The organism is Enterobacter sp. BIDMC 30, assembly GCF_000534355.1.
GTDB classification, from domain to species: Bacteria; Pseudomonadota; Gammaproteobacteria; order Enterobacterales; family Enterobacteriaceae; genus Enterobacter; species Enterobacter ludwigii.
In genome coordinates this window covers 1,466,893-1,487,451 of sequence record NZ_KI973169.1, presented here as the reverse complement: position 1 = coordinate 1,487,451, position 20,559 = coordinate 1,466,893, and the positions used below count along the sequence as shown (strand labels likewise).

The following is a 20,559-nucleotide window of genomic DNA, read 5'->3' as shown; positions in this document are numbered from 1 at the left end:
GGTTACTTCAACATAATGTCGGCTGGCGCAAGGCTAACAGGCCTACAAAACCGTAGGCCCGGACAAGCACAGCGCCGCCGGACAAAGACAATTACTCGGCAGTCAGCAGGTTCGCGATAGTACGCACGCCCAGTCCCGTTGCCCCTGCAGACCACTGCTCAACGGCCGCTTTACGGTAGGTTGCGGAGCAGTCGATGTGCAGCCAGCCCTCGTGATAGTTCTCAACGAAGTGAGACAGGAAGCCGGCCGCCGTGCTCGCACCCGCCGGATAGGCTGCGCTCGCGGTGTTGTTCAGTTCGGCGAAGTTAGACGGCAGCTGGCTGCGGTGGAATTCGGCCAGCGGCAGACGCCAGAACGGTTCGTTCTCCGCGGCCGCACTTGCCAGCAGGCGGGCTGCCAGTTTGTCGTCAAAGCTAAACAGCGCATGGTAGTCGTTGCCCAGCGCGGTTTTCGCCGCACCGGTCAGGGTCGCCATGTCGATAATCAGCTCTGGCTTCTGCGCAGACGCGTCGATGAGACCATCGGCCAGCACCAGACGACCTTCCGCATCGGTGTTCATCACTTCCACGTTTTTACCGTTACGGTAGCGAATGATGTCGCCGAGCTTAAAGGCATTACCGCTCACCATGTTGTCCGCACAGCACAGGTAAAGCTTCACGCGCTTGTTCAGACCGCGCGTAATGGCAAACGCCAGCGCGCCGGTGATGGTTGCCGCGCCGCCCATATCGGACTTCATGGAGTCCATGAACGCGCTCTGCTTCAGGCTGTAACCGCCGGTATCGAACGTGATGCCTTTCCCGACCAGGCAGGCAAATACCGGTGCTGCTTTATCACCGGTTGGGTTGTAATCCAGCGCCAGCAATACCGGAGGACGCTCGGAACCGCGACCCACGGTGTGGATCCCCATATAGTTCTGCTCGCGCAGGTCTTCACCTTTGGTGATGCGGTAAGACATTTTGTCGCCCGCCACGCCGCATAGCAGGTCAACGGCGCGCTGCGCAAGTTGTTCAGGACCCAGCTCTTCTGCCGGGGCGTTAATGGTATCGCGCACCCAGTCGATAATGGTCAGACGGCTTTCCAGCTCTTTCTGACCCGCTTCGTCGAGCGTCGCCCACTCGATTTTACGGCTGCCTTTCGGTCCTTTGTAACCCGCCCAGAATGCCCAGCTGCGGTCGATATCCCAGCCTTCGCCGTCCAGGGTGACATGTTTAATGCCCAGACCATCAATTTTGCGCGCCGCGCGCTGGATCAGACCTAAATCATCGTTGCCAGTCAGGTGCAGGGTAATACCGTCGTTGTTGATACTGTAGGTGGCTTTCTCGCCCCAGCGCGCGTCAGCAGGCTGATTCGAGATCGTAATCTTCATCGCTTCGGTCATTTTATTTATCCTTATTAGCAAACGGGCCGCCTGAAGGCAGCCCGTAAGGTGATTTATTCTGCTTCATCTAACCAGACTAACAGAATCGCCTCCAGAATTTTTTCATTGGATGCGTTTGGATCGTCGTCAAAATCGTCTAAATCGCAGATCCACTGATGCATATCGGTGAAGCGTACGGTTTTAGGATCGAGATCCGGGTTAGCGTCGTAGAGCGCTTCGCCGATTTCACGGCTGTCAGTCCACTTCAGTCCCATATCAGTGCTCGCGTGCATGGTTGATGGTGTAGCGTGGGAATTCCACGACCAGATCTTCATCGGTCACCAGAGCCTGGCAGCTCAAACGGCTGTCTGGCTCCAGACCCCATGCTTTATCCAGCATGTCGTCTTCATCTTCGGTGCTCTCGGCCAGAGAGTCAAAACCTTCACGCACGATGCAGTGGCAGGTTGTGCAGGCACAGGATTTTTCACAGGCGTGTTCCACTTCGATACCGTTACGCAGGGCAACATCGAGAATGGTCTCACCGGTCTTCGCTTCCAGAACAGCACCATCCGGACAGAGGTCCGCATGAGGCAAAATAACAATCTTTGGCATATTAAACCTCGTCCACGGACTGGCCTTTCAGCGCGACGCGGACAGATTTGTCCATGCGGCGAGCAGCAAAGTCCTGGGTTTGTTTATCAACGTTTTTAATGGCTTCTTCTATTGCATCAGCATCATTGCCTTCGGCCACTGCGCTTAAGCGCGCGGCAGCCTCGTCAATCACCTGACGCTCAGCGGCGCTTAACAGCGCGGCGTCGGCAGCGAGCGCACCGTTCAGACTTTCCAGCACGCGTGCGGCTTCAACTTTCTGTTCTGCCAGCATACGCGCCTTCACATCCTGTTCGGCGTAGCTCATTGAATCCTGAATCATGGAGGCGATCTCACCATCGGTCAGGCCGTAGGACGGCTTCACCTGGATAGACGACTCAACGCCGGTGGATTTCTCCATCGCCGTGACGCTCAGCAGGCCGTCCGCATCCACCTGGAAGGTAACGCGAATATGCGCACCGCCCGCAGGCAGCGCAGGAATACCGCGCAGCGCAAAGCGCGCCAGTGAACGACAGTCCTGCACCAGCTCGCGCTCGCCCTGCATCACATGGATGGACATCGCGGTCTGGCCGTCTTTGAAGGTGGTGAATTCCTGTGCACGCGCCACCGGAATGGTGGTGTTACGCGGAATGACTTTCTCCACCAGTCCCCCCATGGTTTCTAAACCCAGGGAGAGCGGAATAACATCCAGCAGCAACATCTCGCTGTCCGGCTTGTTGCCGACCAGAATATCCGCCTGGATAGCCGCGCCCACGGCAACCACTTTATCCGGGTCGATGGACGTCAGCGGCGTGCGGCCAAAGAATTCACCCACCCGTTCACGCACCAGCGGTACGCGCGTGGAGCCGCCAACCATGACCACTTCCAGCACCTCGTCAGCCTCAACGCTCGCATCTTTCAGTGCGCGACGGCAGGCCAGCAGAGTGCGTTTCACCAAAGGCGCGATCAGGTCGTTAAACTGTTCCCGGGTGATTTCCCCCTGCCAGCCCGCCACGTTGACGGTGACAGACTGCGCATCGCTCAGCGCGATTTTCGCGTCGATGGCCACGTCCAGCAGTTCACGCTGCACGCGTGCATCGCTGCGATCGGGAATACCCGCCTGCTCGCGAATGAAATCGGCCAGCAGATGGTCGAAGTCATCGCCACCCAGCGCAGAATCACCGCCGGTAGCCAGCACTTCAAACACCCCACGGCTTAAGCGCAGGATAGAAATATCAAAGGTCCCGCCACCCAGATCGTAAACCGCAATCACCCCTTCCTGACCGGAGTCCAGGCCGTAGGCAATGGCGGCCGCCGTCGGTTCGTTCAGCAGGCGCAGAACGTGCAGTCCCGCCAGACGCGCCGCGTCTTTGGTGCCCTGACGCTGTGCATCATCAAAGTAGGCCGGAACGGTAATGACCACGCCATCGAGATCGCCGCCGAGCGTTGCCGTAGCACGCGCCGCCAGCGCTTTGAGGATATCAGCAGAAACGCGGATCGGGTTCAGCAGCCCCGCTGCCGTGGCAATCATTGGCAGGCCGTTTTCACTGGCCTGCAGCTGATACGGCAAATGCGGATAACGGGTCTGAATATCGGCGAGGGAGCGGCCCATCATGCGTTTTACGGAACTGATGGTGTTCGCCGGATCGCGCGCGGCGTTCGCGCGTGCGTCGTAGCCAACCGCGTGGCCCTGCTGTTGGTAGTGGACCACGGAAGGCAGCAGATGACGGCCCTGCTCGTCAGCCAGCGTTTCCGCCTGGCCGCTTCGCACGGTCGCCACGAGAGAATTGGTGGTGCCCAGATCAATACCTACTGCCAGACGACGCTGGTGCGGTGCGGCACTTAAGCCAGGCTCACTAATTTGTAATAAGGCCATAATTGCTTCCGAAATTAAAAATCGAGCAGCTTTTCTTCGAGTTGTTCAGCACTGCTTCGCAGTTTATCGAGAAAACGGAGTTTGCGCACAGTGTCTGCCGCCACATCCCAGGTCTCGTTGTTCAGTTGCTCCACCATCAGTTGATGGCGGGTATCGAACATGCCTTTTACGCGCTTGATGAAGCTTTCCAGACGCGCTTCATCTTTCGCCTGTTCAATCTCATCCAGCTCTTCACGCAGTTCCAGCTGTTCCATCAAAAACGCCGTATCACGTACGGTGTGCTGTTCACTCGCCAGATCAAAGCCATGAAGCGAGAGCAGATACTCAGCGCGAGACAGTGGATGGCGCAGCGTCTGCCAGGCCTGATTTATGGTCGCAGATTGCGATACCGCAGCCAATTGCTCTGACTGAGTACCACTGGCGAATTTATCCGGATGATACTGACGCTGCAGATCCTGGAAGCGGATCGTCAGCGCCTGGAGATCAATCGGGTATTGAGCGGGTAGTCCGAAGAGAGTGAAGTAATCCATAACAATCTCAGGGGTAGCCTGTTAGAACAAACCCCACGCACAGGAGTCCTGCGGTGGGGTTTCGGATGACGCGCGGTTAAACGTGGAAGCTTTCGCCGCAACCACACTCGTCTTTGACGTTCGGGTTCGTGAATTTGAACCCTTCGTTCAGGCCTTCTTTTACAAAGTCCAGCTGAGTGCCATTGAGGAATTGCAGGCTTTTGCCATCGACCACCACCTTCACGCCCTTGTCTTCAAACACGGTGTCATCAGACGCCGGTTCGTCAACAAACTCCAGTACGTAAGCCATACCAGAACAGCCGGAGGTACGTACGCCCAGTCGCAGGCCAAAGCCTTTACCACGGTTCGCCAGAAAAGAGCTTACTCGCGCGGCAGCGCTGTCGCTAAGGGTAATCGACATACTCAAACCTCAATTATTTTGCTTCACGTTTGCTTTTGTAATCCGCAATGGCGGCTTTGATCGCGTCTTCTGCCAGGATAGAACAGTGAATTTTCACGGGTGGCAGTTCGAGTTCTTCAGCAATATCCGTGTTCTTGATTGCCTGTGCTTCGTCCAGAGACTTGCCCTTCACCCATTCGGTGACCAGGGAGCTGGAGGCGATAGCAGAACCGCAGCCGTAGGTCTTGAAGCGCGCGTCTTCAATGATACCTTCATTGTTGACTTTAATCTGCAGCTTCATCACGTCGCCACACGCTGGCGCACCGACCATACCGCTACCTACGCTTTCGTCGCTGTTGTCAAAAGAGCCGACGTTGCGCGGGTTCTCGTAATGATCAATAACTTTTTCGCTGTATGCCATGTTGAATTCTCCTTATGTACCGATTAGTGATGTGACCATTCAATGCTGTTCAGATCCACGCCCTGCTTGAACATTTCCCACAGTGGAGAAAGGTCACGCAGACGACCGATGGAGTTGCGAACCAGCTTGATGGTGTAGTCAATCTCTTCTTCGGTAGTGAAACGACCTAAAGAGAAACGGATAGAGCTGTGTGCCAGCTCGTCAGTCATGCCCAGTGCGCGCAGCACATAGGATGGCTCCAGGCTTGCAGACGTACAGGCAGAACCGGAAGAAACCGCCAGGTCTTTCAGCGCCATAATCAGCGATTCACCTTCAACATAGTTGAAGCTGACGTTGAGAATGTTTGGTGCGCCCTGTTCGAGATCGCCGTTCAGATACACTTCTTCCATATCTTTCACGCCATCCCACAGACGGTTACGCAGCGTGCGCAGGCGCGCCATCTCGGTTTCCATCTCTTCTTTCGCAATACGGTAAGCTTCGCCCATACCCACGATCTGGTGAACAGGCAGCGTACCGGAACGCATACCGCGCTCATGACCGCCACCGTGCATCTGTGCTTCGATGCGGATACGCGGTTTACGACGAACGTACAGTGCACCAATACCTTTCGGGCCATAGATTTTGTGGCCGGAGAAGGACATCAGGTCCACTTTCAGCTGGCTCAGATCGATAGGCAGTTTGCCCACGCTCTGGGTGGCGTCTACGTGGTAGATGATGCCGCGCGCACGGCACATTTCGCCGATGGTCGCGATATCTTGCACAACGCCGATTTCGTTGTTTACGTGCATGATGGAGACCAGGATGGTGTCATCACGCATGGCCGCTTCGAGCTCTTTCAGGTCGATGATACCGTTGCTCTGTGGTGCCAGGTAAGTCACGTCGAAACCTTCACGCTCGAGCTGACGGCAGGTGTCCAGCACGGCTTTGTGTTCGGTTTTGCTGGTGATGATGTGCTTGCCTTTTTTCTGATAAAAGTTGGCCGCACCTTTGATCGCCAGGTTATCGGATTCGGTCGCACCGGAGGTGAATACAATCTCACGCGGGTCGGCACCCACCAGGTCAGCAATCTGATTACGGGCGATATCTACCGCCTCTTCAGCATGCCAGCCAAAACGGTGTGAACGGGAAGCTGGGTTACCAAAGTTTCCGTCCAGGGTCAGACACTGCATCATTTTCTCGGCAACACGCGGGTCCACCGGCGTGGTTGCGGAGTAGTCGAGATAAATCGGTAATTTCATTGCTCTATAAACTCCGTACATCGCTTCAATGCAAGGAATCAGGCAACCGGCTGGATGTACGACCGAGTACACGGAGCGAGCGAACGCTCCGGCCTGATTCTGAAATACTTATCTTTTTATTACGCGCGTAATTTGACGTCGATCGCGTCCTGCCCGCGGGTGCTGCGTTGGGAGTCCTGGCTGTGCTGACGGCCTGAGACATCCAGAACTTCCTGGTTATTTACCAGTTCACCTAAGGTGATGTTGTTCAGGAAGCCGGTCAGACGATCGCTCAGGTCGCGCCACAGCGCGTGGGTCAGGCACTTATCGCCGCCCTGGCAGCCGCCTTTACCCTGGCAACGGGTCGCATCAACGGATTCGTCAACGGCACTGATCACTTCGCCAACTGCAATACTGCCCGCGTCTTTACCCAGCAGATAACCGCCGCCTGGGCCACGAACGCTGGAAACCAGTCCATTTTTACGCAGTCTGGAGAACAGCTGCTCCAGATAGGAGAGGGAGATCCCTTGTCGTTCAGAAATATCAGCCAACGGAACCGGGCCCGCTTCGGAGTTGAGCGCAACGTCCAGCATCGCGGTCACGGCATAACGCCCTTTAGATGTCAGTCTCATGTCTTACTTAACCTCAAACTCGCCCCTGCCCGGGGTTTTTTATAGTAAAATGGGGGTATTGCATAGCAGGGCCAAGTCTGACATTCCTGACTAAAATGGTCAACTATTTACTTGACTGTTTTAGTCAGGTATTTAACCTTCCGTGCCGTATCACCAGGATGGGCACTACTCTTTATTCTTTTGCTCAATCGACGCCAGAATCCCGCGCAGAATGTTCAGTTCCTGGCTTTCCGGACGTGCACGGGTAAACAGGCGGCGCAGCTTGTTCATTACCTGCCCCGGGTGACCTTCACGGATGAAACCGGTAGAGAGCAGGGTCTGCTCCAGGTGACCATAGAAGCGCTCCAGATCGTCCACCAGCGGGTAGACGGCCTCTTCCTGCGACTCTGCCGTTGCTTTTTCCTGCGTCGCCAGCCACGCCATACGCACTTCATAGGCAATCACCTGAACGGCCATTGCCAGGTTCAGGGAGCTGTATTCCGGGTTAGCAGCAATGGCCACGTGGTAATGGCACTTCTGCAGTTCATCGTTGGTCAGGCCCACGCGTTCACGGCCAAACACCAGCGCTACAGGAGCCTGTTCGGCTTCAGAGACGCTTTTCAGACCGCATTCACGCGGATCCAGCATCGGCCACGGCAGTGTACGGGAGCGGGCGCTGGTCCCGACCACCAGACTGCACCCTGCCAGGGCTTCGTCCAGGGTATCCACGATCTGCGCGTTACCAATGACATCGCTGGCGCCCGCAGCCAGAGCGATAGCCTGTGAGTCGGGTTTCACCAGTGGGTTAACCAGCCACAGGTTCGTTAAGCCCATGGTTTTCATAGCGCGGGCTACGGAGCCCATATTGCCAGTGTGCGATGTTTCGACCAGCACGATTCGAATGTTTTGCAGCATAGTTTTAATGTCTGGATTCTGTGTCTGAAGAATATTCGGCCATATTATCATAAACGAGAGACATATTCCGATCTCGCTGCTATACTCTGCGCCGATTTTCCCGTTCTTTAACATCCAGTGAGAGAGACCGATGCATCCGATGCTGACCATCGCCGTGCGCGCAGCGCGCAAGGCGGGTAATGTAATTGCCAAACACTACGAAACGCCAGATTCTGTTGAAACCAGCCAGAAAGGCAGCAATGATTTCGTAACCAACGTCGATAAAGCCGCTGAAGCGATTATTATCGATACCATCCGCAAATCTTACCCGCAGCACACCATCATCACCGAAGAAAGCGGTGAACTTGAAGGTACCGATCAGGATGTTCAATGGGTTATCGATCCGCTGGATGGCACCACCAACTTCGTCAAACGTCTGCCACACTTCTCCGTGTCTATCGCAGTACGCATTAAAGGCCGTACTGAAGTCGCCGTGGTTTACGATCCAATGCGTAACGAACTGTTCACCGCGACCCGCGGTCAGGGCGCGCAGCTGAACGGCTACCGTCTGCGCTGCAGCAATGCACGCGACCTCGACGGTACCATTCTGGCAACAGGCTTCCCGTTCAAGGCGAAGCAGCACGCAACCACTTACATGAATATCCTGGGCAAACTGTTCACCGAATGCGCGGACTTCCGTCGCACCGGTTCTGCCGCGCTGGACCTGGCCTATGTGGCTACCGGTCGCGTTGACGGTTACTTTGAGTTGTCACTGAAGCCATGGGATTTTGCAGCGGGCGAGCTGATCGCGCGTGAATCAGGCGCCATCGTTTGCGATTTCACCGGCGGCCACAACCATCTGACGACTGGCAACATCGTTGCAGGTAACCCACGTGTTGTTAAAGCCATGCTGGCAAACATGCGTGATGAGCTGAGCGACGCGCTGAAGCGTTAATCCAGCCTGCGGTGCCCTCTCCCGCCGGGAAAGGGCACCATGCTGTACCTGACTAAAACGGCCTTAATCCCCTTCCCACCGGCACCGCGCTCATCCACATCGTTACCGCAGCCACCAGCAGAATCATCCCGCCCGCCAGCGCGAGCGTTGTCCATCCGACCTGCCGCCACAGCACCGGCGTTTTATTGCCGCTGAGTTTGACCGCCAGTTGACGGAAACTGTGCACCAGCAGTGCCAGTGACGAAATCGTGAGTGACGTCCCGGCCGCCATGGCCAATGCCGAGAGCATTCCCCAGCCAAATACACCCATCACCTTACTGAACAACAGCACCATGATTGCCCCTGAACACGGACGCATGCCCATTGAGAGCACAACCATCAGCCGCGCTCGCCAGTCATCACCGTTCTTCAGCTGCGCCTGCGTCGGCAGATGCTGATGCCCACAGCCGCAGTACGCAGTGTGTTCATGGTGCGGCGTAAAAGCTCTGAACTGGGGTTTGTGCAGCAAAGTCCGCAGTTTTTTCAGTGCCCGCCAGCACAGGAGCAAGCCCAGCACACCGACCAGCGCGTAACTCCCCTTCTCCAGCCAGAAACTGCTGATATGCAGCTGACGAGCAGGAAGGCGTAATAACGACAGGACGACCACCACCAGCGCAATCGCCACGCCGCCCTGAAGCAGCGAAGATGCGAGGGTCAACCCAATGCTTGATTTGAGCCTGGAGGGATGGGTCGCAAGCCAGGTCGCGATCACGATTTTGCCGTGTCCCGGCCCCAGCGCATGCAGGACACCGTAGAGAAAGCTGAAGGCCAGAAGAGAACCGCCTGCCTTCGTCGGGTTCTCCGCCACCGCCTTCAGTAAGCCACTCATCTGCTGGTTGACCTCGCGCTGCCAGACAATGCTTTTCATCATCACCTGCGGCCAGGCGTGCCATAGCCACAACGCGCCGCACACGGCCAGCAGCAAAAAGAGCGCCAGCGGCCAGAGATGAAGCCAGCGGCGTGATTTTCGTACCGGAGATGCGATCACTGACATTGCAACGTCACCTGCTGTGCGAACTGTTTACCCAACTCCATGTCTTCGGGTGGTGCATCTTCTTTATCGAGAGAGACCGCAAAATTGAGCGTCTCTTCGCTCGGTTTTGGCGTGTGCATTGCCATCGTGCAGGTTTTTTGCAGGGCTGCCGGTAGCGTCACATCACTCTCCTCTGCGTAATGCATATCGACATAGTAAGTGGGATCAAAGGTGGAAAACGTATAGGTCTGCCCAGCCAGCGGCTGCGGATGCGCCAGCGGCAGGACAAACGTCAGTACCGCCTGATGTCCGTCGCGGGTCATGCCATATTCCGTCGGCCGATTCATAAATTTCACTTTTTGTCCGTTATGCCAGAACTCGGTGAAATAGTGCTGACCAAGCACGTTGGCCATCACTTCCGCCGCCAGCTTTTTCCAGATTTCATCCCCGGGTTTTGCATTCCCGGCATCGTACAGCAGGTCAGCCGAGGTGATTTCATCCATCGTCCAGCGCATTTTCAGGCCACTGAGCTGCGTTCCGTCCGTTACCAGCTCGGTTTTCAGGCTGATAAAACTGTGAGGATGCGCGACGACAGCAAAGGGGATCACCGTCAAAAATAACGCCATTGCGCTTTGTTTAACTGTTTGCATCAATTCCTCACGTCATAAATTCTGTGATGTTCGCCAGCAATCCTGAGTGAAAGGCCTGCCGGCGCGCTTTTCAGCGCCCATCCTTTAGCTATTCTTATCAAACATTCCCACTGGATACCCGACAGATGATGACGACGCTTGAAATTCCATCTGTGCTTTCCAGTTCGCAGCGCCGCTGCCAGGTGCTTTTAATGCTTTACCTGCCCGATGCTGCCGTTACCGCACAGAGCATTATCGCTGCCAATGGCGTGGACGACGCTATGGCACGGCAAGATATAGCCGAGACGCGCGATGAAATCCAGCGCTATCACCGGCTCGACATCGTCACGTACCATGACGGCAGCTACCGGATTGAAGGCTCAGCCCTGAATCAACGTTTATGCCTGTTGCACTGGCTGCGCAGGGCTATGCGGCTGTGTCCGCAATTCGTTTCGCATCAGTTTACCCCCGCGCTGAAAACCGCGCTTAAACAGCAGGGCATTGCCCGGCCTCTCTATGACGATACCAACCTGCGGGCGTTGATCAGCTTCTGCTCGCGCAAGCTTCAGCGCCCGTTTGATTGCCGGGACGTACAGTTTTTACAGCTCTATCTGCAGTATTGCCTGATGCAGCATCATCTGGGGAATACCCCGCAGTTTTCATCGGTGCAGCGTAACTGGACGCAATCAAGAGGGGAATATTTCACCGCTCAGGAGATTGTTCGTCACTGGAAACGCCGTGTGCCACAAGGGACCCACAGCGATGAACAACTTTTTCTCGCGCTGCTGTTTATGATGCTGCGCACTCCTGACCCTGTGCTTGATAAGCATCAGCAGGATCAGCGTCTGCGCCGGGCAATTGTGCGCATGGTCGCCCGTTTTCGGGCGCAAACCGGGATGAACTTCAGCGATGAACAGGGGCTGACCGATCAGCTTTATATTCATCTGGCCCAGGCGCTGGACCGTTCGCTGTTTGAGATAGGCATCGACAATAGCCTGCCGGAAGAGATCCATCGTCTCTACCCCCGCCTGTTACGCACCACCAAAGAGGCGTTGTTTGAGCTGGAAGCGGAATTCGGGCTGCGTTTTTCTGATGAAGAGATGAGCCTGGTGGCGGTCATTTTCGGCGCCTGGCTGATGCAGGAGACCGATCTGCATGAGAAGCAGGTGGTGTTATTGACGGGAGAGGATAAATCCTGTGAGGACGTGATAGAGCAGCAACTGCGCGAATTGACGTTGCTGCCGCTCAACATTCGATATCAGACGCTGCAGGCCTATCAGAAAGAGGGGGCACCGCGCGAAGCGGCGCTGGTCATCACCCCTTATCCGACCGCCCTGCCCCTGTTCTCACCACCGCTGATCCACGCCGTTGAGACGCTGAACACGCAGCAGCAAGAACATATTCGCGCCATGCTGGAATCGTAGCTAGGCGCGCGCGGCGACTTTAGGACGAACGAACATCGCCGGTAGGGCGACAAGCGCCATGACCCAGAAGACCCCGTGTCCCAGATGCTGGTAAAGGAAGCCCGCAAAGACCGTCATCACCGCAATGCTGCCGCCCATCGCCACCGCCGAATAAACCGACTGCAACCGAATGACATCCCCGCCTTCACGCGCGGCGATATAGCGCATGGCCGCCAGGTGACATACCGTGAAGGTGCCGCAGTGCAGAATTTGCGCCACGATCAGCCACGGCAGTTCCGTCGTCCAGCCCATAATGCCCCACCGTATAACACCACAGACTGCAGAAAGCAGGAGCAGATCGCGCGCGCCGAAGCGCCGGAACAGCTTTTTGCTCAGCGCGAAGATAATCACTTCAGCGACCACACCGAGCGACCACAGGTAACCCACTGCAGATGCGGAGTATCCTGCCCCCTGCCAGTAGATGGCGCTGAAACCATAGTACGCCGCGTGCGCGCCCTGCAGCAGACAGACGCAGGCCAGGAAACGCCAGCTTTGTGCCACCAGGCTTCGCCAGGCCGGCCAGCCGGCGCTTTCCTGATGACGGCTCTCACCTTGCGGCATTACCGATGGACGCAACAGCATCCCCAGCAGCATGGAGGCAATGCCGATACTCAGCAGCGCAAGGATCGCACGGTAATCGTAAAGGCTAACCAGTTTACCCACCAGTGCAGAGCCGATGACAAAGGCAATTGAGCCCCACAGCCGCACGCGGCCATAATCCATCGTTATCTGTTTTTGCCAGGTGTTTGCCAGGGCATCCGTCAGCGGAACCAGCGGCGAGAAAAAGAGGTTAAAACCGACCATCACCACCATCAGCCATGCAAACTGGTGGCTCACCCAGAAACAGGCGACAAAGACCAGCGTCAACAGCGCCAGAATGCGTACCGCCTTAATCAGCAAGGAGGGATCGCTGACGCGCGGTGCGATCAGCAGGCTTCCCAGGAAACGTGCCACCAGACCAGCGCCAAGCAGGATACCTATGGTCTCGGGCGTCAGGCCGATCCCCTTGAGCCAGACGCTCCAGAAAGGCAGAAAAATACCGTAGCTAAAGAAATAGGTGAAATAACTGAGCGCCAGCCAGCGCGTGGAATGCAAGACCATGAATCCCTCCCGAAATGGAGGCCATAGTCTGGCGAGAATACAAAAATTAAGCAAGTCGATAGCCTGCTATAAATTAACGAAAATTTAACATATTGTGCAGTCATCTGACTTATGGCAGGGAATGAAAATGTGTATTACGTTTAAATTACTCCACTTGCAGAGGTATTTCTGCCATGAACTCACTTCGCTATTTAGATTTCGGCCAGGCACGTCACCTGTTGCTGTTAATAGGTCGTATCGCGCTTGTCGTACTGTTTATTATCTTCGGCTATCCAAAACTGACGGGGTTTAGCGGGACCGTACAATATATGACGTCGCTGGGTACACCCATGCCCATGCTGGCGGCCATTATTGCGGTGGTAATGGAGGTGCCTGCCGCCATCCTGATCGTGCTGGGCTTTTTCACCCGCCCTGTTGCCGTACTCTTTGTATTTTACACGCTGGGTACCGCGATTATCGGCCACCACTACTGGGATATGACCGGTGATACCGTCATGCCGAATATGATTAACTTCTACAAGAATATCAGTATTGCCGGAGCGTTTATTTTACTGGCGATAGTGGGACCGGGAGCCCTCTCCCTTGACCGGCGTTAACCCATAAAAAAAGGCCGCAATCGCGGCCTTTTTTATTTCTGCAAAACAGAAAGATTATGCGTATACCGGGAAGCGTGCGCAGATTTCCAGAACTTTACCTTTAACGCGCTCGATAACCGCTTCGTCATTGATATTGTCCAGAACGTCACACATCCAGCCTGCCAGCTCTTTCACTTCCGCTTCTTTAAAGCCGCGGCGAGTAACAGCCGGAGAACCGATACGGATACCGGAGGTCACGAACGGGCTCTTCGGATCGTTTGGCACGCTGTTTTTGTTCACGGTGATGTTGGCGCGGCCAAGGGCAGCGTCAGCTTCTTTACCGGTCAGGTTTTTATCAACCAGGTCCAGCAGGAACAGGTGGTTCTCAGTACCACCGGAAACCACTTTGTAACCGCGGTTCAGGAAGACTTCCACCATCGCTTTGGCGTTTTTAGCAACCTGCTGCTGGTAAACTTTAAACTCTGGCTCCATCGCTTCTTTCAGCGCCACCGCTTTCGCCGCGATAACGTGCATCAGTGGGCCGCCCTGCGCGCTTGGGAATACGGCAGAGTTCAGCTTTTTGTACAGCTCTTCGTCGCCACCTTTCGCCAGGATCAAGCCACCGCGTGGGCCCGCCAGGGTTTTGTGCGTGGTGGTGGTCACAACGTGAGCATGCGGAACCGGGTTCGGATAAACGCCTGCAGCAATCAGGCCGGCAACGTGCGCCATGTCAACGAACAGGTAAGCACCGATGCTGTCTGCAATTTCACGCATTTTTGCCCAGTCAACGATACCGGAGTAAGCAGAGAAACCGCCGATAATCATCTTCGGTTTGTGGGTCTGCGCCTGCTTCGCCATGTCTTCGTAGTCAATTTTACCGGACTCATCAATGCCGTAAGGAATGATGTTGTACAGTTTGCCAGAGAAGTTAACCGGAGAGCCGTGAGTCAGGTGGCCGCCTTGCGCCAGGTTCATACCCAGAACGGTATCGCCCGGTTGCAGCAGCGCGGTGTAGACCGCGAAGTTAGCCTGAGAGCCAGAGTGTGGCTGTACGTTAGCGTAGTCGGCGCCAAACAGTTCTTTAGCGCGATCGATGGCCAGTTGCTCAACGATATCAACGTACTCGCAACCGCCGTAGTAGCGTTTGCCCGGGTAACCTTCAGCGTATTTGTTGGTCAGCTGAGAACCCTGCGCCTGCATTACGCGCGGGCTGGTGTAGTTTTCGGAGGCGATCAGTTCGATGTGCTCTTCCTGACGTACTTTTTCCTGCTCCATAGCCTGCCACAGTTCGGCATCATAATCGGCAATGTTCATTTCACGCTTTAACATCCGCATCTCCTGACTCAGCTAACAATAAAATTTTGGCCTGAAAAGGCAGTCCTGTTGGACGACGGGCAACAGTATAACTGATTAGTTCTGTGATAACAGGTCTTGACAAACGATTTTACGCAAACGTTTTCCTACCCGCCACGCAAGGGTTTGAGGAATAAAGCCCTCATCATTTTCAACGGATTTCTTTTCAGGTTTGTGATGCATATTTTTCACGTTGCAAAGAACCATTTACAACGCAGGGGTATTTTTTATAAGATGCATTTAAAATACATCATTAAAAACACCACTGAAGGACGCTGCTATGCTCGACGCTCAAACCATCGCCACAGTTAAAGCCACTATTCCCCTGCTGGTCGAAACCGGCCCGAAACTCACCGCCCATTTCTACGATCGTATGTTTACGCATAACCCGGAGTTGAAAGAGATTTTCAACATGAGCAACCAGCGTAACGGCGATCAGCGCGAAGCCCTGTTCAACGCCATCGCAGCCTACGCCAGCAATATCGAAAACCTGGCGGCGTTGCTGCCTGCCGTGGAAAAAATTGCGCAGAAGCACACCAGCTTCCAGATCAAACCAGAGCAGTACAATATCGTCGGCGGCCATCTGCTGGCCACACTGGATGAGATGTTTAGCCCGGGCCAGGAGGTGCTGGATGCGTGGGGGAAAGCCTACGGCGTGCTGGCAAATGTGTTCATTAACCGTGAAGCACAGATCTACAGCGAAAACGCCAGTAAGGCAGGCGGCTGGGAAGGTACCCGCGCTTTCCGCATCGTCGAGAAAACGCCGCGCAGCCAGCTCATCACCAGTTTTGAGTTCGAGCCGGTGGATGGCAAGCCGGTCGCTGATTATCAGCCGGGGCAGTATCTGGGCGTGTGGCTGAAGCCTGAAGGTTTCCCGCACCAGGAGATTCGCCAGTACTCCCTGACCCGCAAACCAGACGGTAAACGTTATCGCATTGCCGTAAAACGCGAAGATGGTGGCCAGGTATCAAACTGGCTGCATAACGAGGCTAACGTGGGTGATGTGGTTCATCTGGCCGCGCCTGCGGGCGATTTCTTTATGGCGGTTGAGGCGAATACGCCGGTCACCTTGATCTCAGCCGGGGTGGGCCAGACGCCAATGCTGGCGATGCTCGATACCCTCGCTAAATCAAACCACAGCGCGCAGATAAACTGGTTCCACGCCGCCGAGAACGGTGAAGTGCACGCGTTTGCCGATGAAGTGAATGCGCTGGCTTCCGGTCTGCCACGCTTTACCGCCCATACCTGGTATCGCCTGCCAACGGATGCCGACCGTGCAGCCGCACGCTTTGACAGCGAAGGTCTCATGAATTTGAGTCAGCACGAAGGGGCATTCAGCGCGCCGGAGATGCAGTTTTACGTCTGCGGACCGGTAGCGTTTATGCAGTATGCCACGAAGCAGCTGGTGGAGTTGGGTGTGAATAAAGACAACATTCATTACGAATGTTTCGGGCCGCATAAAGTACTGTAATCGCCCGATGGCGCTACACTTTCCCGGCCGGTGAGTTTTGCAGGCCGGGTAAGCATAGCGCCACCCGGCTGAATCAGGAATCAGGTACTGACGATTAAATCGCGGCGTCGTCTTCTTCACCGGTACGGATACGGATCACGCGTGCCACATCAAAGACGAAGATTTTACCGTCGCCAATTTTGCCGGTCTGCGCCGTACGGATAATGGTATCCACACAGGTATCCACGATATCGTCGCTCACCACGATTTCAATTTTCACTTTTGGCAGAAAGTCCACCATGTACTCTGCGCCACGGTAAAGTTCGGTGTGGCCCTTCTGGCGACCAAAACCTTTCACTTCCGTCACTGTCATCCCGGTGATGCCCACTTCCGCCAGCGCTTCACGCACATCATCCAGTTTGAAAGGTTTAATAATCGCATCAATCTTTTTCATGGTGGGTCCTTAAACTCTTGCCTGTAAGCTGCTTCGTAATCGGTTGCTCACAGTATCATACTCATTCAGATTTTGCGGTACTACTCTTTAAAATCGTTTGCTTCCAGCTCATGGCGGGAGAGCAGCTTGTAGAACTCAGTACGGTTGCGCCCGGCCATACGCGCCGCATGGGTTACGTTGCCTTTGGTTATCTGCAGGAGCTTGCGCAGATAGTTCATTTCGAACTGATTACGCGCTTCTGCAAACGTCGGCAGCGCGGTGTTTTCCCCTTCCAGCGCCTGCTCCACCAGCGCGTCGCTAATGACGGGTGACGAGGTCAGCGCCACGCACTGTTCAATAACGTTCACCAGCTGGCGCACGTTGCCCGGCCAGCTTGCAGCCATCAGCCGTTTCATCGCATCGGTGGAAAACGCCCGGACAAAAGGCTTATGCCGATCGGCCGCCTGGCGCAAAAGATGGTTTGCCAGCAGCGGAATATCTTCCGCCCGCTCGGCCAGTGCCGGAATTTTCAGGTTCACCACGTTCAGACGGTAGTAGAGATCTTCACGAAACTCGTTGCGCGCCATGACTTTTGGTAAATCGCGGTGCGTGGCCGAAATGATACGCACGTTAATATCGATATCGCGGTTACTGCCGAGGGGGCGCACTTTTCGCTCCTGCAAAACACGCAGCAATTTGACCTGCAGCGGTGCCGGCATATCGCCAATCTCGTCCAGAAAAAGTGTGCCGCCTTCTGCCGCCTGGAAAAGCCCTTCCCGGCTGCTCACCGCCCCGGTGAACGCCCCGCGGGCATGACCAAACAGTTCAGACTCAAGCAGTTGTTCAGGGAGCGCACCACAGTTAATCGCGATAAAGGCGTTTTTGCTGCGCGGGCTGGCGTTATGGATAGCCTGGGCAAGGATCTCTTTCCCGGTACCGCTCTGGCCGTTAATCAGCACGCTAACGTCTGACTGTGCCACCATCCGGGCCTGTTCGAGCAGACGCAGCATAATCGGGCTGCGGGTGACGATAGACTCCCGCCACGCTTCATCATTCGACGGAGCCGCGTGCTCAAGCGCGCTGTCGATAGCCTTATAGAGGGCATCTTTATCTACCGGCTTGGTGAGGAAGCTGAATACCCCCTGCTGCGTCGCGGCAACGGCATCCGGAATCGATCCGTGCGCCGTCAGGATGATCACCGGCATGCCAGGCTGCTGCTTCTGGATCTCCGCGAACAGCTGCAGGCCATCCATTTCATCCATTCGCAGGTCGCTAATCACCAGATCAACCTTCTCGCGGCTCAGGACTTTCAGCCCCTCCTGCCCGCTTTCCGCCGTCACCACGCTGTAGCCTTCACTGACCAGACGCATCCCCAGCAGCTTTAACAGCCCCGGATCGTCATCCACCAGTAAGAGATGGGCAGGTTTTCGGCTTGTCATGGCTTCACATCCTCTTGTTTCTGCGCATCACCGTCTGGCGTCGCGGCTGACCCTTTTGGCGCGTCAGGCAGATAATTTCCGGCCGGTTTACGCGTCGAGAGCTGCCTTTCGATGTCGGTCAGGTTTTCAAGCTTGCGCGTCGTGGTATCCAGTTGAGCACGCAAGTGCTGCTCCTGCTGGCGCAGCGTATCAAGCTCGCTGTCGGTGGATTGCTGTAATTTGCTGTAGCGAAAACGCTCTTCAGACAACTGCAGTTGTAACGCCTGACCATCACGCCAGAGCTGATACACCGGGCGCACCTGCGCCGGAAGATTTCCGACAAACGTGTCCAGCCGCGTGACGTTGGTGCGACGCTCGACGGGGGTGATTTTCGCATCCGCGAGTAAAATTCCACGCTTGAACGCGTCCTGCCAGGTATCGTCATTGAGCATCGCCGCTTGCGAGCGCGCCTCGACCGGCGCCAGACGCTGAGCGCAATCTATTCCACGTAGCCAGAACAGCGGATTGCTCTCGACGTCATGCCCCGACAGATTCCAGATGTCGTCACAGCGGGTCGACAGAAAATCTGCCAGCTGATTATCTGGCCATTTATCTTGTTGTTTATCGCTAATCGCACTTTGCGGCACATGGGAAACACAGCCCGCCAGAAATAAACAGGGCAGGCTCAGGCGAAACATATTGCTGGAAAACACCGCGCGCACGGCGCGGGAAAAGACGTGTGACATACTCACCAGGCATAGATTCATTTCATTGATTTTTCCGGCTCAGGGGCAGTTCAATACGGAAGCAAACATCTGACCGTTCGTCCGTGGCAATTTTCAGCTCACCCTGCATGCGTCGTATGCAGTCCCGGGCAATACTCAGGCCCAGCCCACTTCCTTTTACCGCCCCTTTCCGCTGATGACTTCCCTGGAAAAAGGGTTCAAAGATCATGGTTTTTTCGTCATCAGGGATTGGAGTGCCGGTGTTAGCGACGTCAATAAACACCCGTGAACCATTCGTATAACTTCGGATATAAATGTTACCGGATTCAGTACCATAGTGCACCGCATTGGAGTAAAGATTATCCAGAACGCTCATCAACAGCATCGGTTCCGCGAGGCAGGTTGGCTCACTGAGCTCCACCCCGGTATGCATCATTTTAGCTCTTGCTGGCAAGCTATGGGCGGAGATCACCATATCCACCAGCGGCTCGATATCAACGTTTTCCAGCACCACCGCGCCATCCGCCAGCTTGCGGTTGTAGTCCAGCAGTTGCTCAATCAGCTTTTGCAGATTACGGCTGCTGGCATCCAGGATGTCGACAATCTCTTTCTGTTCGGGCGTAAGCGGCCCCGCCACTTCATCTGCCAGCAGTTCCGTTCCTTCGCGCATGCTGGCAAGCGGCGTTTTAAGCTCATGGGAAATATGGCGCAAGAACTGATGGCGCTGGGATTCCAGCCATGCCAGACGTTCAGAAAGCCAGATAATGCGCTGGCCAACGGAGCGCAACTCGCGCGGGCCTTTAAAGGCGACCGTATCCCCGAGAGACTTCCCCTCGCCCAGGCGGTTAATCATGCGCTGGATACCCTTCACCGGGCCGATGATCATGCGGGTAAAGAGCAGAACCAGACCGAGGCTGACGAGGAACAGCACCAGCGCCTGCCAGCCAAAGAACTGGCCACGTTCCGCAATCTCCTGCTGCAGCTGTTGCCCGCGAGAGAAGATAACCGTGCGGGTAGACTGCACCATCTCGGTATTGGCATTCGCAAAGGCTTCCAGACGGGCAGCCGCTGCGGCATCCGGGCCACTGTTCTTACACTGCAGTTGCGCCAGATCGTTCAAATCCTGACGTAACGCCTGATAAAGCTTATCGTCCGGCAGCACCCCTGCATGGGCGTCCAGCATTTCACTGTAGCGTTTACGTTGATTCTGATAGACCTTTTCCAGAGTAGGATCGTCGAGCACGCAGTACTGGCGATAGCTGCGTTCCATCTCCAGCGCGGCGTTAGTCATCGCTTCACTGCGTCGGGCGTCGATCAGCGTCGTGCGGTTAGTCAGTGCCGCCTGCGCACTGAGCGCGTTGAGACTCTGCCACGCCTGCCATGCCAGGATCAGCAAAGGCAGCAGGATCAGCAGAAAGGCCATCATGACAAGCTGTCGCAGGGAACGAGGAAAAACGGGCCAGCGTTTCAACGCATTACTCTCTTTATCGGGGTTTAAGGAGAGCGTAACTGAGTCTGCCCTTCAGATACAACAAAGCCGGGTAAAAACCCGGCTTTGTCATGGAATGAGGC

22 protein-coding genes are annotated in these 20,559 nt (G+C 55.5%); 4 read left to right on the top strand and 18 right to left on the bottom strand.

The features are described 5' to 3' along the window. Nucleotides 1-91 precede the first annotated feature (91 nt). The 10 genes from pepB to trmJ all read right to left on the bottom strand — a co-directional run bounded on the left by pepB (nt 92) and on the right by trmJ (nt 7,894). On the bottom strand, nt 92-1,378 hold the full coding sequence (pepB, locus tag L466_RS15175; protein ID WP_020883024.1) for an aminopeptidase PepB: 1,287 nt from the start codon (nt 1,376-1,378) through the stop codon (nt 92-94). Nucleotides 1,379-1,431: 53 nt separating this feature from the next. Further along, nucleotides 1,432-1,632 carry a Fe-S cluster assembly protein IscX gene (gene iscX, locus L466_RS15180; protein ID WP_014171178.1) on the bottom strand — a complete coding sequence of 67 codons (201 nt, stop codon included), beginning with the start codon at nt 1,630-1,632 and terminating at the stop codon, nt 1,432-1,434. Nucleotide 1,633: 1 nt separating this feature from the next. Beyond that, a complete protein-coding gene (fdx, locus tag L466_RS15185) occupies nt 1,634-1,969 on the bottom strand; it encodes an ISC system 2Fe-2S type ferredoxin (protein ID WP_014171179.1) in 336 nt (111 codons plus the stop codon). A gap of 1 nt (nt 1,970) precedes the next feature. Continuing rightward, nucleotides 1,971-3,821, bottom strand: coding sequence for a Fe-S protein assembly chaperone HscA (gene hscA, locus L466_RS15190; RefSeq protein ID WP_032680485.1), 1,851 nt, complete (start codon nt 3,819-3,821; stop codon nt 1,971-1,973). 14 nt (nt 3,822-3,835) lie between these two features. Continuing rightward, nucleotides 3,836-4,351, bottom strand: a complete 516-nt coding sequence (gene hscB, locus L466_RS15195; RefSeq protein ID WP_014171181.1) for a co-chaperone HscB — start codon at nt 4,349-4,351, stop codon at nt 3,836-3,838. A 76-nt stretch (nt 4,352-4,427) separates the two neighbouring features. After that, entirely contained in the window at nt 4,428-4,751 is a 324-nt protein-coding gene (gene iscA / locus L466_RS15200; RefSeq protein ID WP_003860659.1) for an iron-sulfur cluster assembly protein IscA, read from the bottom strand. 13 nt (nt 4,752-4,764) lie between these two features. Next, nucleotides 4,765-5,151 carry a Fe-S cluster assembly scaffold IscU gene (iscU, locus tag L466_RS15205; RefSeq protein WP_003860661.1) on the bottom strand — a complete coding sequence of 129 codons (387 nt, stop codon included), beginning with the start codon at nt 5,149-5,151 and terminating at the stop codon, nt 4,765-4,767. Nucleotides 5,152-5,174: 23 nt separating this feature from the next. After that, nucleotides 5,175-6,389, bottom strand: coding sequence for a cysteine desulfurase (iscS, locus tag L466_RS15210; RefSeq protein ID WP_020883022.1), 1,215 nt, complete (start codon nt 6,387-6,389; stop codon nt 5,175-5,177). Nucleotides 6,390-6,508: 119 nt separating this feature from the next. Further along, a complete protein-coding gene (gene iscR / locus L466_RS15215; protein ID WP_020883021.1) occupies nt 6,509-7,000 on the bottom strand; it encodes a Fe-S cluster assembly transcriptional regulator IscR in 492 nt (163 codons plus the stop codon). Nucleotides 7,001-7,165: 165 nt separating this feature from the next. After that, a complete protein-coding gene (trmJ, locus tag L466_RS15220) occupies nt 7,166-7,894 on the bottom strand; it encodes a tRNA (cytosine(32)/uridine(32)-2'-O)-methyltransferase TrmJ (RefSeq protein ID WP_025203460.1) in 729 nt (242 codons plus the stop codon). A 130-nt stretch (nt 7,895-8,024) separates the two neighbouring features. On the opposite strand from trmJ, the gene suhB reads away from it, so the two are divergent. Further along, nucleotides 8,025-8,828 (top strand): inositol-1-monophosphatase, encoded by an 804-nt coding sequence (gene suhB / locus L466_RS15225; RefSeq protein ID WP_020883019.1) that lies wholly within the window; start codon nt 8,025-8,027, stop codon nt 8,826-8,828. Between the two features lie 52 nt (nt 8,829-8,880). Here the strand turns inward: suhB and L466_RS15230 are convergent, their stop codons facing one another. Together L466_RS15230 and L466_RS15235 are read right to left on the bottom strand one after the other, a co-directional pair. Beyond that, entirely contained in the window at nt 8,881-9,861 is a 981-nt protein-coding gene (locus L466_RS15230) for a nickel/cobalt transporter (RefSeq protein ID WP_020883018.1), read from the bottom strand. Next, nucleotides 9,852-10,490, bottom strand: coding sequence for a DUF1007 family protein (locus L466_RS15235; protein ID WP_020883017.1), 639 nt, complete (start codon nt 10,488-10,490; stop codon nt 9,852-9,854). Before L466_RS15235 ends, L466_RS15230 begins: the two co-directional genes overlap by 10 nt. Before the next feature lie 125 nt (nt 10,491-10,615). Here L466_RS15235 and csiE point away from each other — a divergent pair, with 125 nt between their 5' ends. Continuing rightward, entirely contained in the window at nt 10,616-11,893 is a 1,278-nt protein-coding gene (gene csiE, locus L466_RS15240; protein ID WP_014171189.1) for a stationary phase inducible protein CsiE, read from the top strand. Here the strand turns inward: csiE and L466_RS15245 are convergent, their stop codons facing one another. After that, nucleotides 11,894-13,033 (bottom strand): 3-phenylpropionate MFS transporter, encoded by a 1,140-nt coding sequence (locus tag L466_RS15245; RefSeq protein WP_020883016.1) that lies wholly within the window; start codon nt 13,031-13,033, stop codon nt 11,894-11,896. A 173-nt stretch (nt 13,034-13,206) separates the two neighbouring features. Here L466_RS15245 and L466_RS15250 point away from each other — a divergent pair, with 173 nt between their 5' ends. After that, nucleotides 13,207-13,629, top strand: coding sequence for a DoxX family protein (locus L466_RS15250; RefSeq protein ID WP_020883015.1), 423 nt, complete (start codon nt 13,207-13,209; stop codon nt 13,627-13,629). Between the two features lie 54 nt (nt 13,630-13,683). Here L466_RS15250 and glyA read toward each other — a convergent pair whose 3' ends face one another. Beyond that, nucleotides 13,684-14,937 carry a serine hydroxymethyltransferase gene (gene glyA / locus L466_RS15255; protein ID WP_020883014.1) on the bottom strand — a complete coding sequence of 418 codons (1,254 nt, stop codon included), beginning with the start codon at nt 14,935-14,937 and terminating at the stop codon, nt 13,684-13,686. A gap of 304 nt (nt 14,938-15,241) precedes the next feature. On the opposite strand from glyA, the gene hmpA reads away from it, so the two are divergent. Continuing rightward, nucleotides 15,242-16,432, top strand: a complete 1,191-nt coding sequence (gene hmpA / locus L466_RS15260; RefSeq protein ID WP_032680484.1) for an NO-inducible flavohemoprotein — start codon at nt 15,242-15,244, stop codon at nt 16,430-16,432. Between the two features lie 94 nt (nt 16,433-16,526). Here hmpA and glnB read toward each other — a convergent pair whose 3' ends face one another. From glnB to qseE, 4 genes are all read right to left on the bottom strand, one after another. Next, nucleotides 16,527-16,865, bottom strand: a complete 339-nt coding sequence (gene glnB / locus L466_RS15265; protein ID WP_003860685.1) for a nitrogen regulatory protein P-II — start codon at nt 16,863-16,865, stop codon at nt 16,527-16,529. An 80-nt stretch (nt 16,866-16,945) separates the two neighbouring features. Further along, a complete protein-coding gene (gene glrR / locus L466_RS15270; RefSeq protein WP_032678699.1) occupies nt 16,946-18,283 on the bottom strand; it encodes a two-component system response regulator GlrR in 1,338 nt (445 codons plus the stop codon). After that, complete coding sequence (gene qseG / locus L466_RS15275; protein ID WP_025203454.1) at nt 18,280-19,029, bottom strand: two-component system QseEF-associated lipoprotein QseG; 750 nt, start codon at nt 19,027-19,029, stop codon at nt 18,280-18,282. Before qseG ends, glrR begins: the two co-directional genes overlap by 4 nt. 1 nt (nt 19,030) lies before the next feature. Continuing rightward, nucleotides 19,031-20,458 (bottom strand): two component system sensor histidine kinase QseE/GlrK, encoded by a 1,428-nt coding sequence (qseE, locus tag L466_RS15280; protein WP_014171198.1) that lies wholly within the window; start codon nt 20,456-20,458, stop codon nt 19,031-19,033. Between the last annotated feature and the right edge of the window lie 101 nt (nt 20,459-20,559).

Excerpts from the sequence above, each read along its gene's own strand:
- pepB (WP_020883024.1), bottom strand. The coding sequence starts at position 1,378 with ATGACCGAAGCGATGAAGATTACGATCTCGAATCAGCCTGCTGACGCG.
- iscX (WP_014171178.1), bottom strand. The coding sequence starts at position 1,632 with ATGGGACTGAAGTGGACTGACAGCCGTGAAATCGGCGAAGCGCTCTAC.
- fdx (WP_014171179.1), bottom strand. The coding sequence starts at position 1,969 with ATGCCAAAGATTGTTATTTTGCCTCATGCGGACCTCTGTCCGGATGGT.
- hscA (WP_032680485.1), bottom strand. The coding sequence starts at position 3,821 with ATGGCCTTATTACAAATTAGTGAGCCTGGCTTAAGTGCCGCACCGCAC.
- hscB (WP_014171181.1), bottom strand. The coding sequence starts at position 4,351 with ATGGATTACTTCACTCTCTTCGGACTACCCGCTCAATACCCGATTGAT.
- iscA (WP_003860659.1), bottom strand. The coding sequence starts at position 4,751 with ATGTCGATTACCCTTAGCGACAGCGCTGCCGCGCGAGTAAGCTCTTTT.
- iscU (WP_003860661.1), bottom strand. The coding sequence starts at position 5,151 with ATGGCATACAGCGAAAAAGTTATTGATCATTACGAGAACCCGCGCAAC.
- iscS (WP_020883022.1), bottom strand. The coding sequence starts at position 6,389 with ATGAAATTACCGATTTATCTCGACTACTCCGCAACCACGCCGGTGGAC.
- iscR (WP_020883021.1), bottom strand. The coding sequence starts at position 7,000 with ATGAGACTGACATCTAAAGGGCGTTATGCCGTGACCGCGATGCTGGAC.
- trmJ (WP_025203460.1), bottom strand. The coding sequence starts at position 7,894 with ATGCTGCAAAACATTCGAATCGTGCTGGTCGAAACATCGCACACTGGC.
- suhB (WP_020883019.1), top strand. The coding sequence starts at position 8,025 with ATGCATCCGATGCTGACCATCGCCGTGCGCGCAGCGCGCAAGGCGGGT.
- L466_RS15230 (WP_020883018.1), bottom strand. The coding sequence starts at position 9,861 with ATGTCAGTGATCGCATCTCCGGTACGAAAATCACGCCGCTGGCTTCAT.
- L466_RS15235 (WP_020883017.1), bottom strand. The coding sequence starts at position 10,490 with ATGCAAACAGTTAAACAAAGCGCAATGGCGTTATTTTTGACGGTGATC.
- csiE (WP_014171189.1), top strand. The coding sequence starts at position 10,616 with ATGATGACGACGCTTGAAATTCCATCTGTGCTTTCCAGTTCGCAGCGC.
- L466_RS15245 (WP_020883016.1), bottom strand. The coding sequence starts at position 13,033 with ATGGTCTTGCATTCCACGCGCTGGCTGGCGCTCAGTTATTTCACCTAT.
- L466_RS15250 (WP_020883015.1), top strand. The coding sequence starts at position 13,207 with ATGAACTCACTTCGCTATTTAGATTTCGGCCAGGCACGTCACCTGTTG.
- glyA (WP_020883014.1), bottom strand. The coding sequence starts at position 14,937 with ATGTTAAAGCGTGAAATGAACATTGCCGATTATGATGCCGAACTGTGG.
- hmpA (WP_032680484.1), top strand. The coding sequence starts at position 15,242 with ATGCTCGACGCTCAAACCATCGCCACAGTTAAAGCCACTATTCCCCTG.
- glnB (WP_003860685.1), bottom strand. The coding sequence starts at position 16,865 with ATGAAAAAGATTGATGCGATTATTAAACCTTTCAAACTGGATGATGTG.
- glrR (WP_032678699.1), bottom strand. The coding sequence starts at position 18,283 with ATGACAAGCCGAAAACCTGCCCATCTCTTACTGGTGGATGACGATCCG.
- qseG (WP_025203454.1), bottom strand. The coding sequence starts at position 19,029 with ATGAATCTATGCCTGGTGAGTATGTCACACGTCTTTTCCCGCGCCGTG.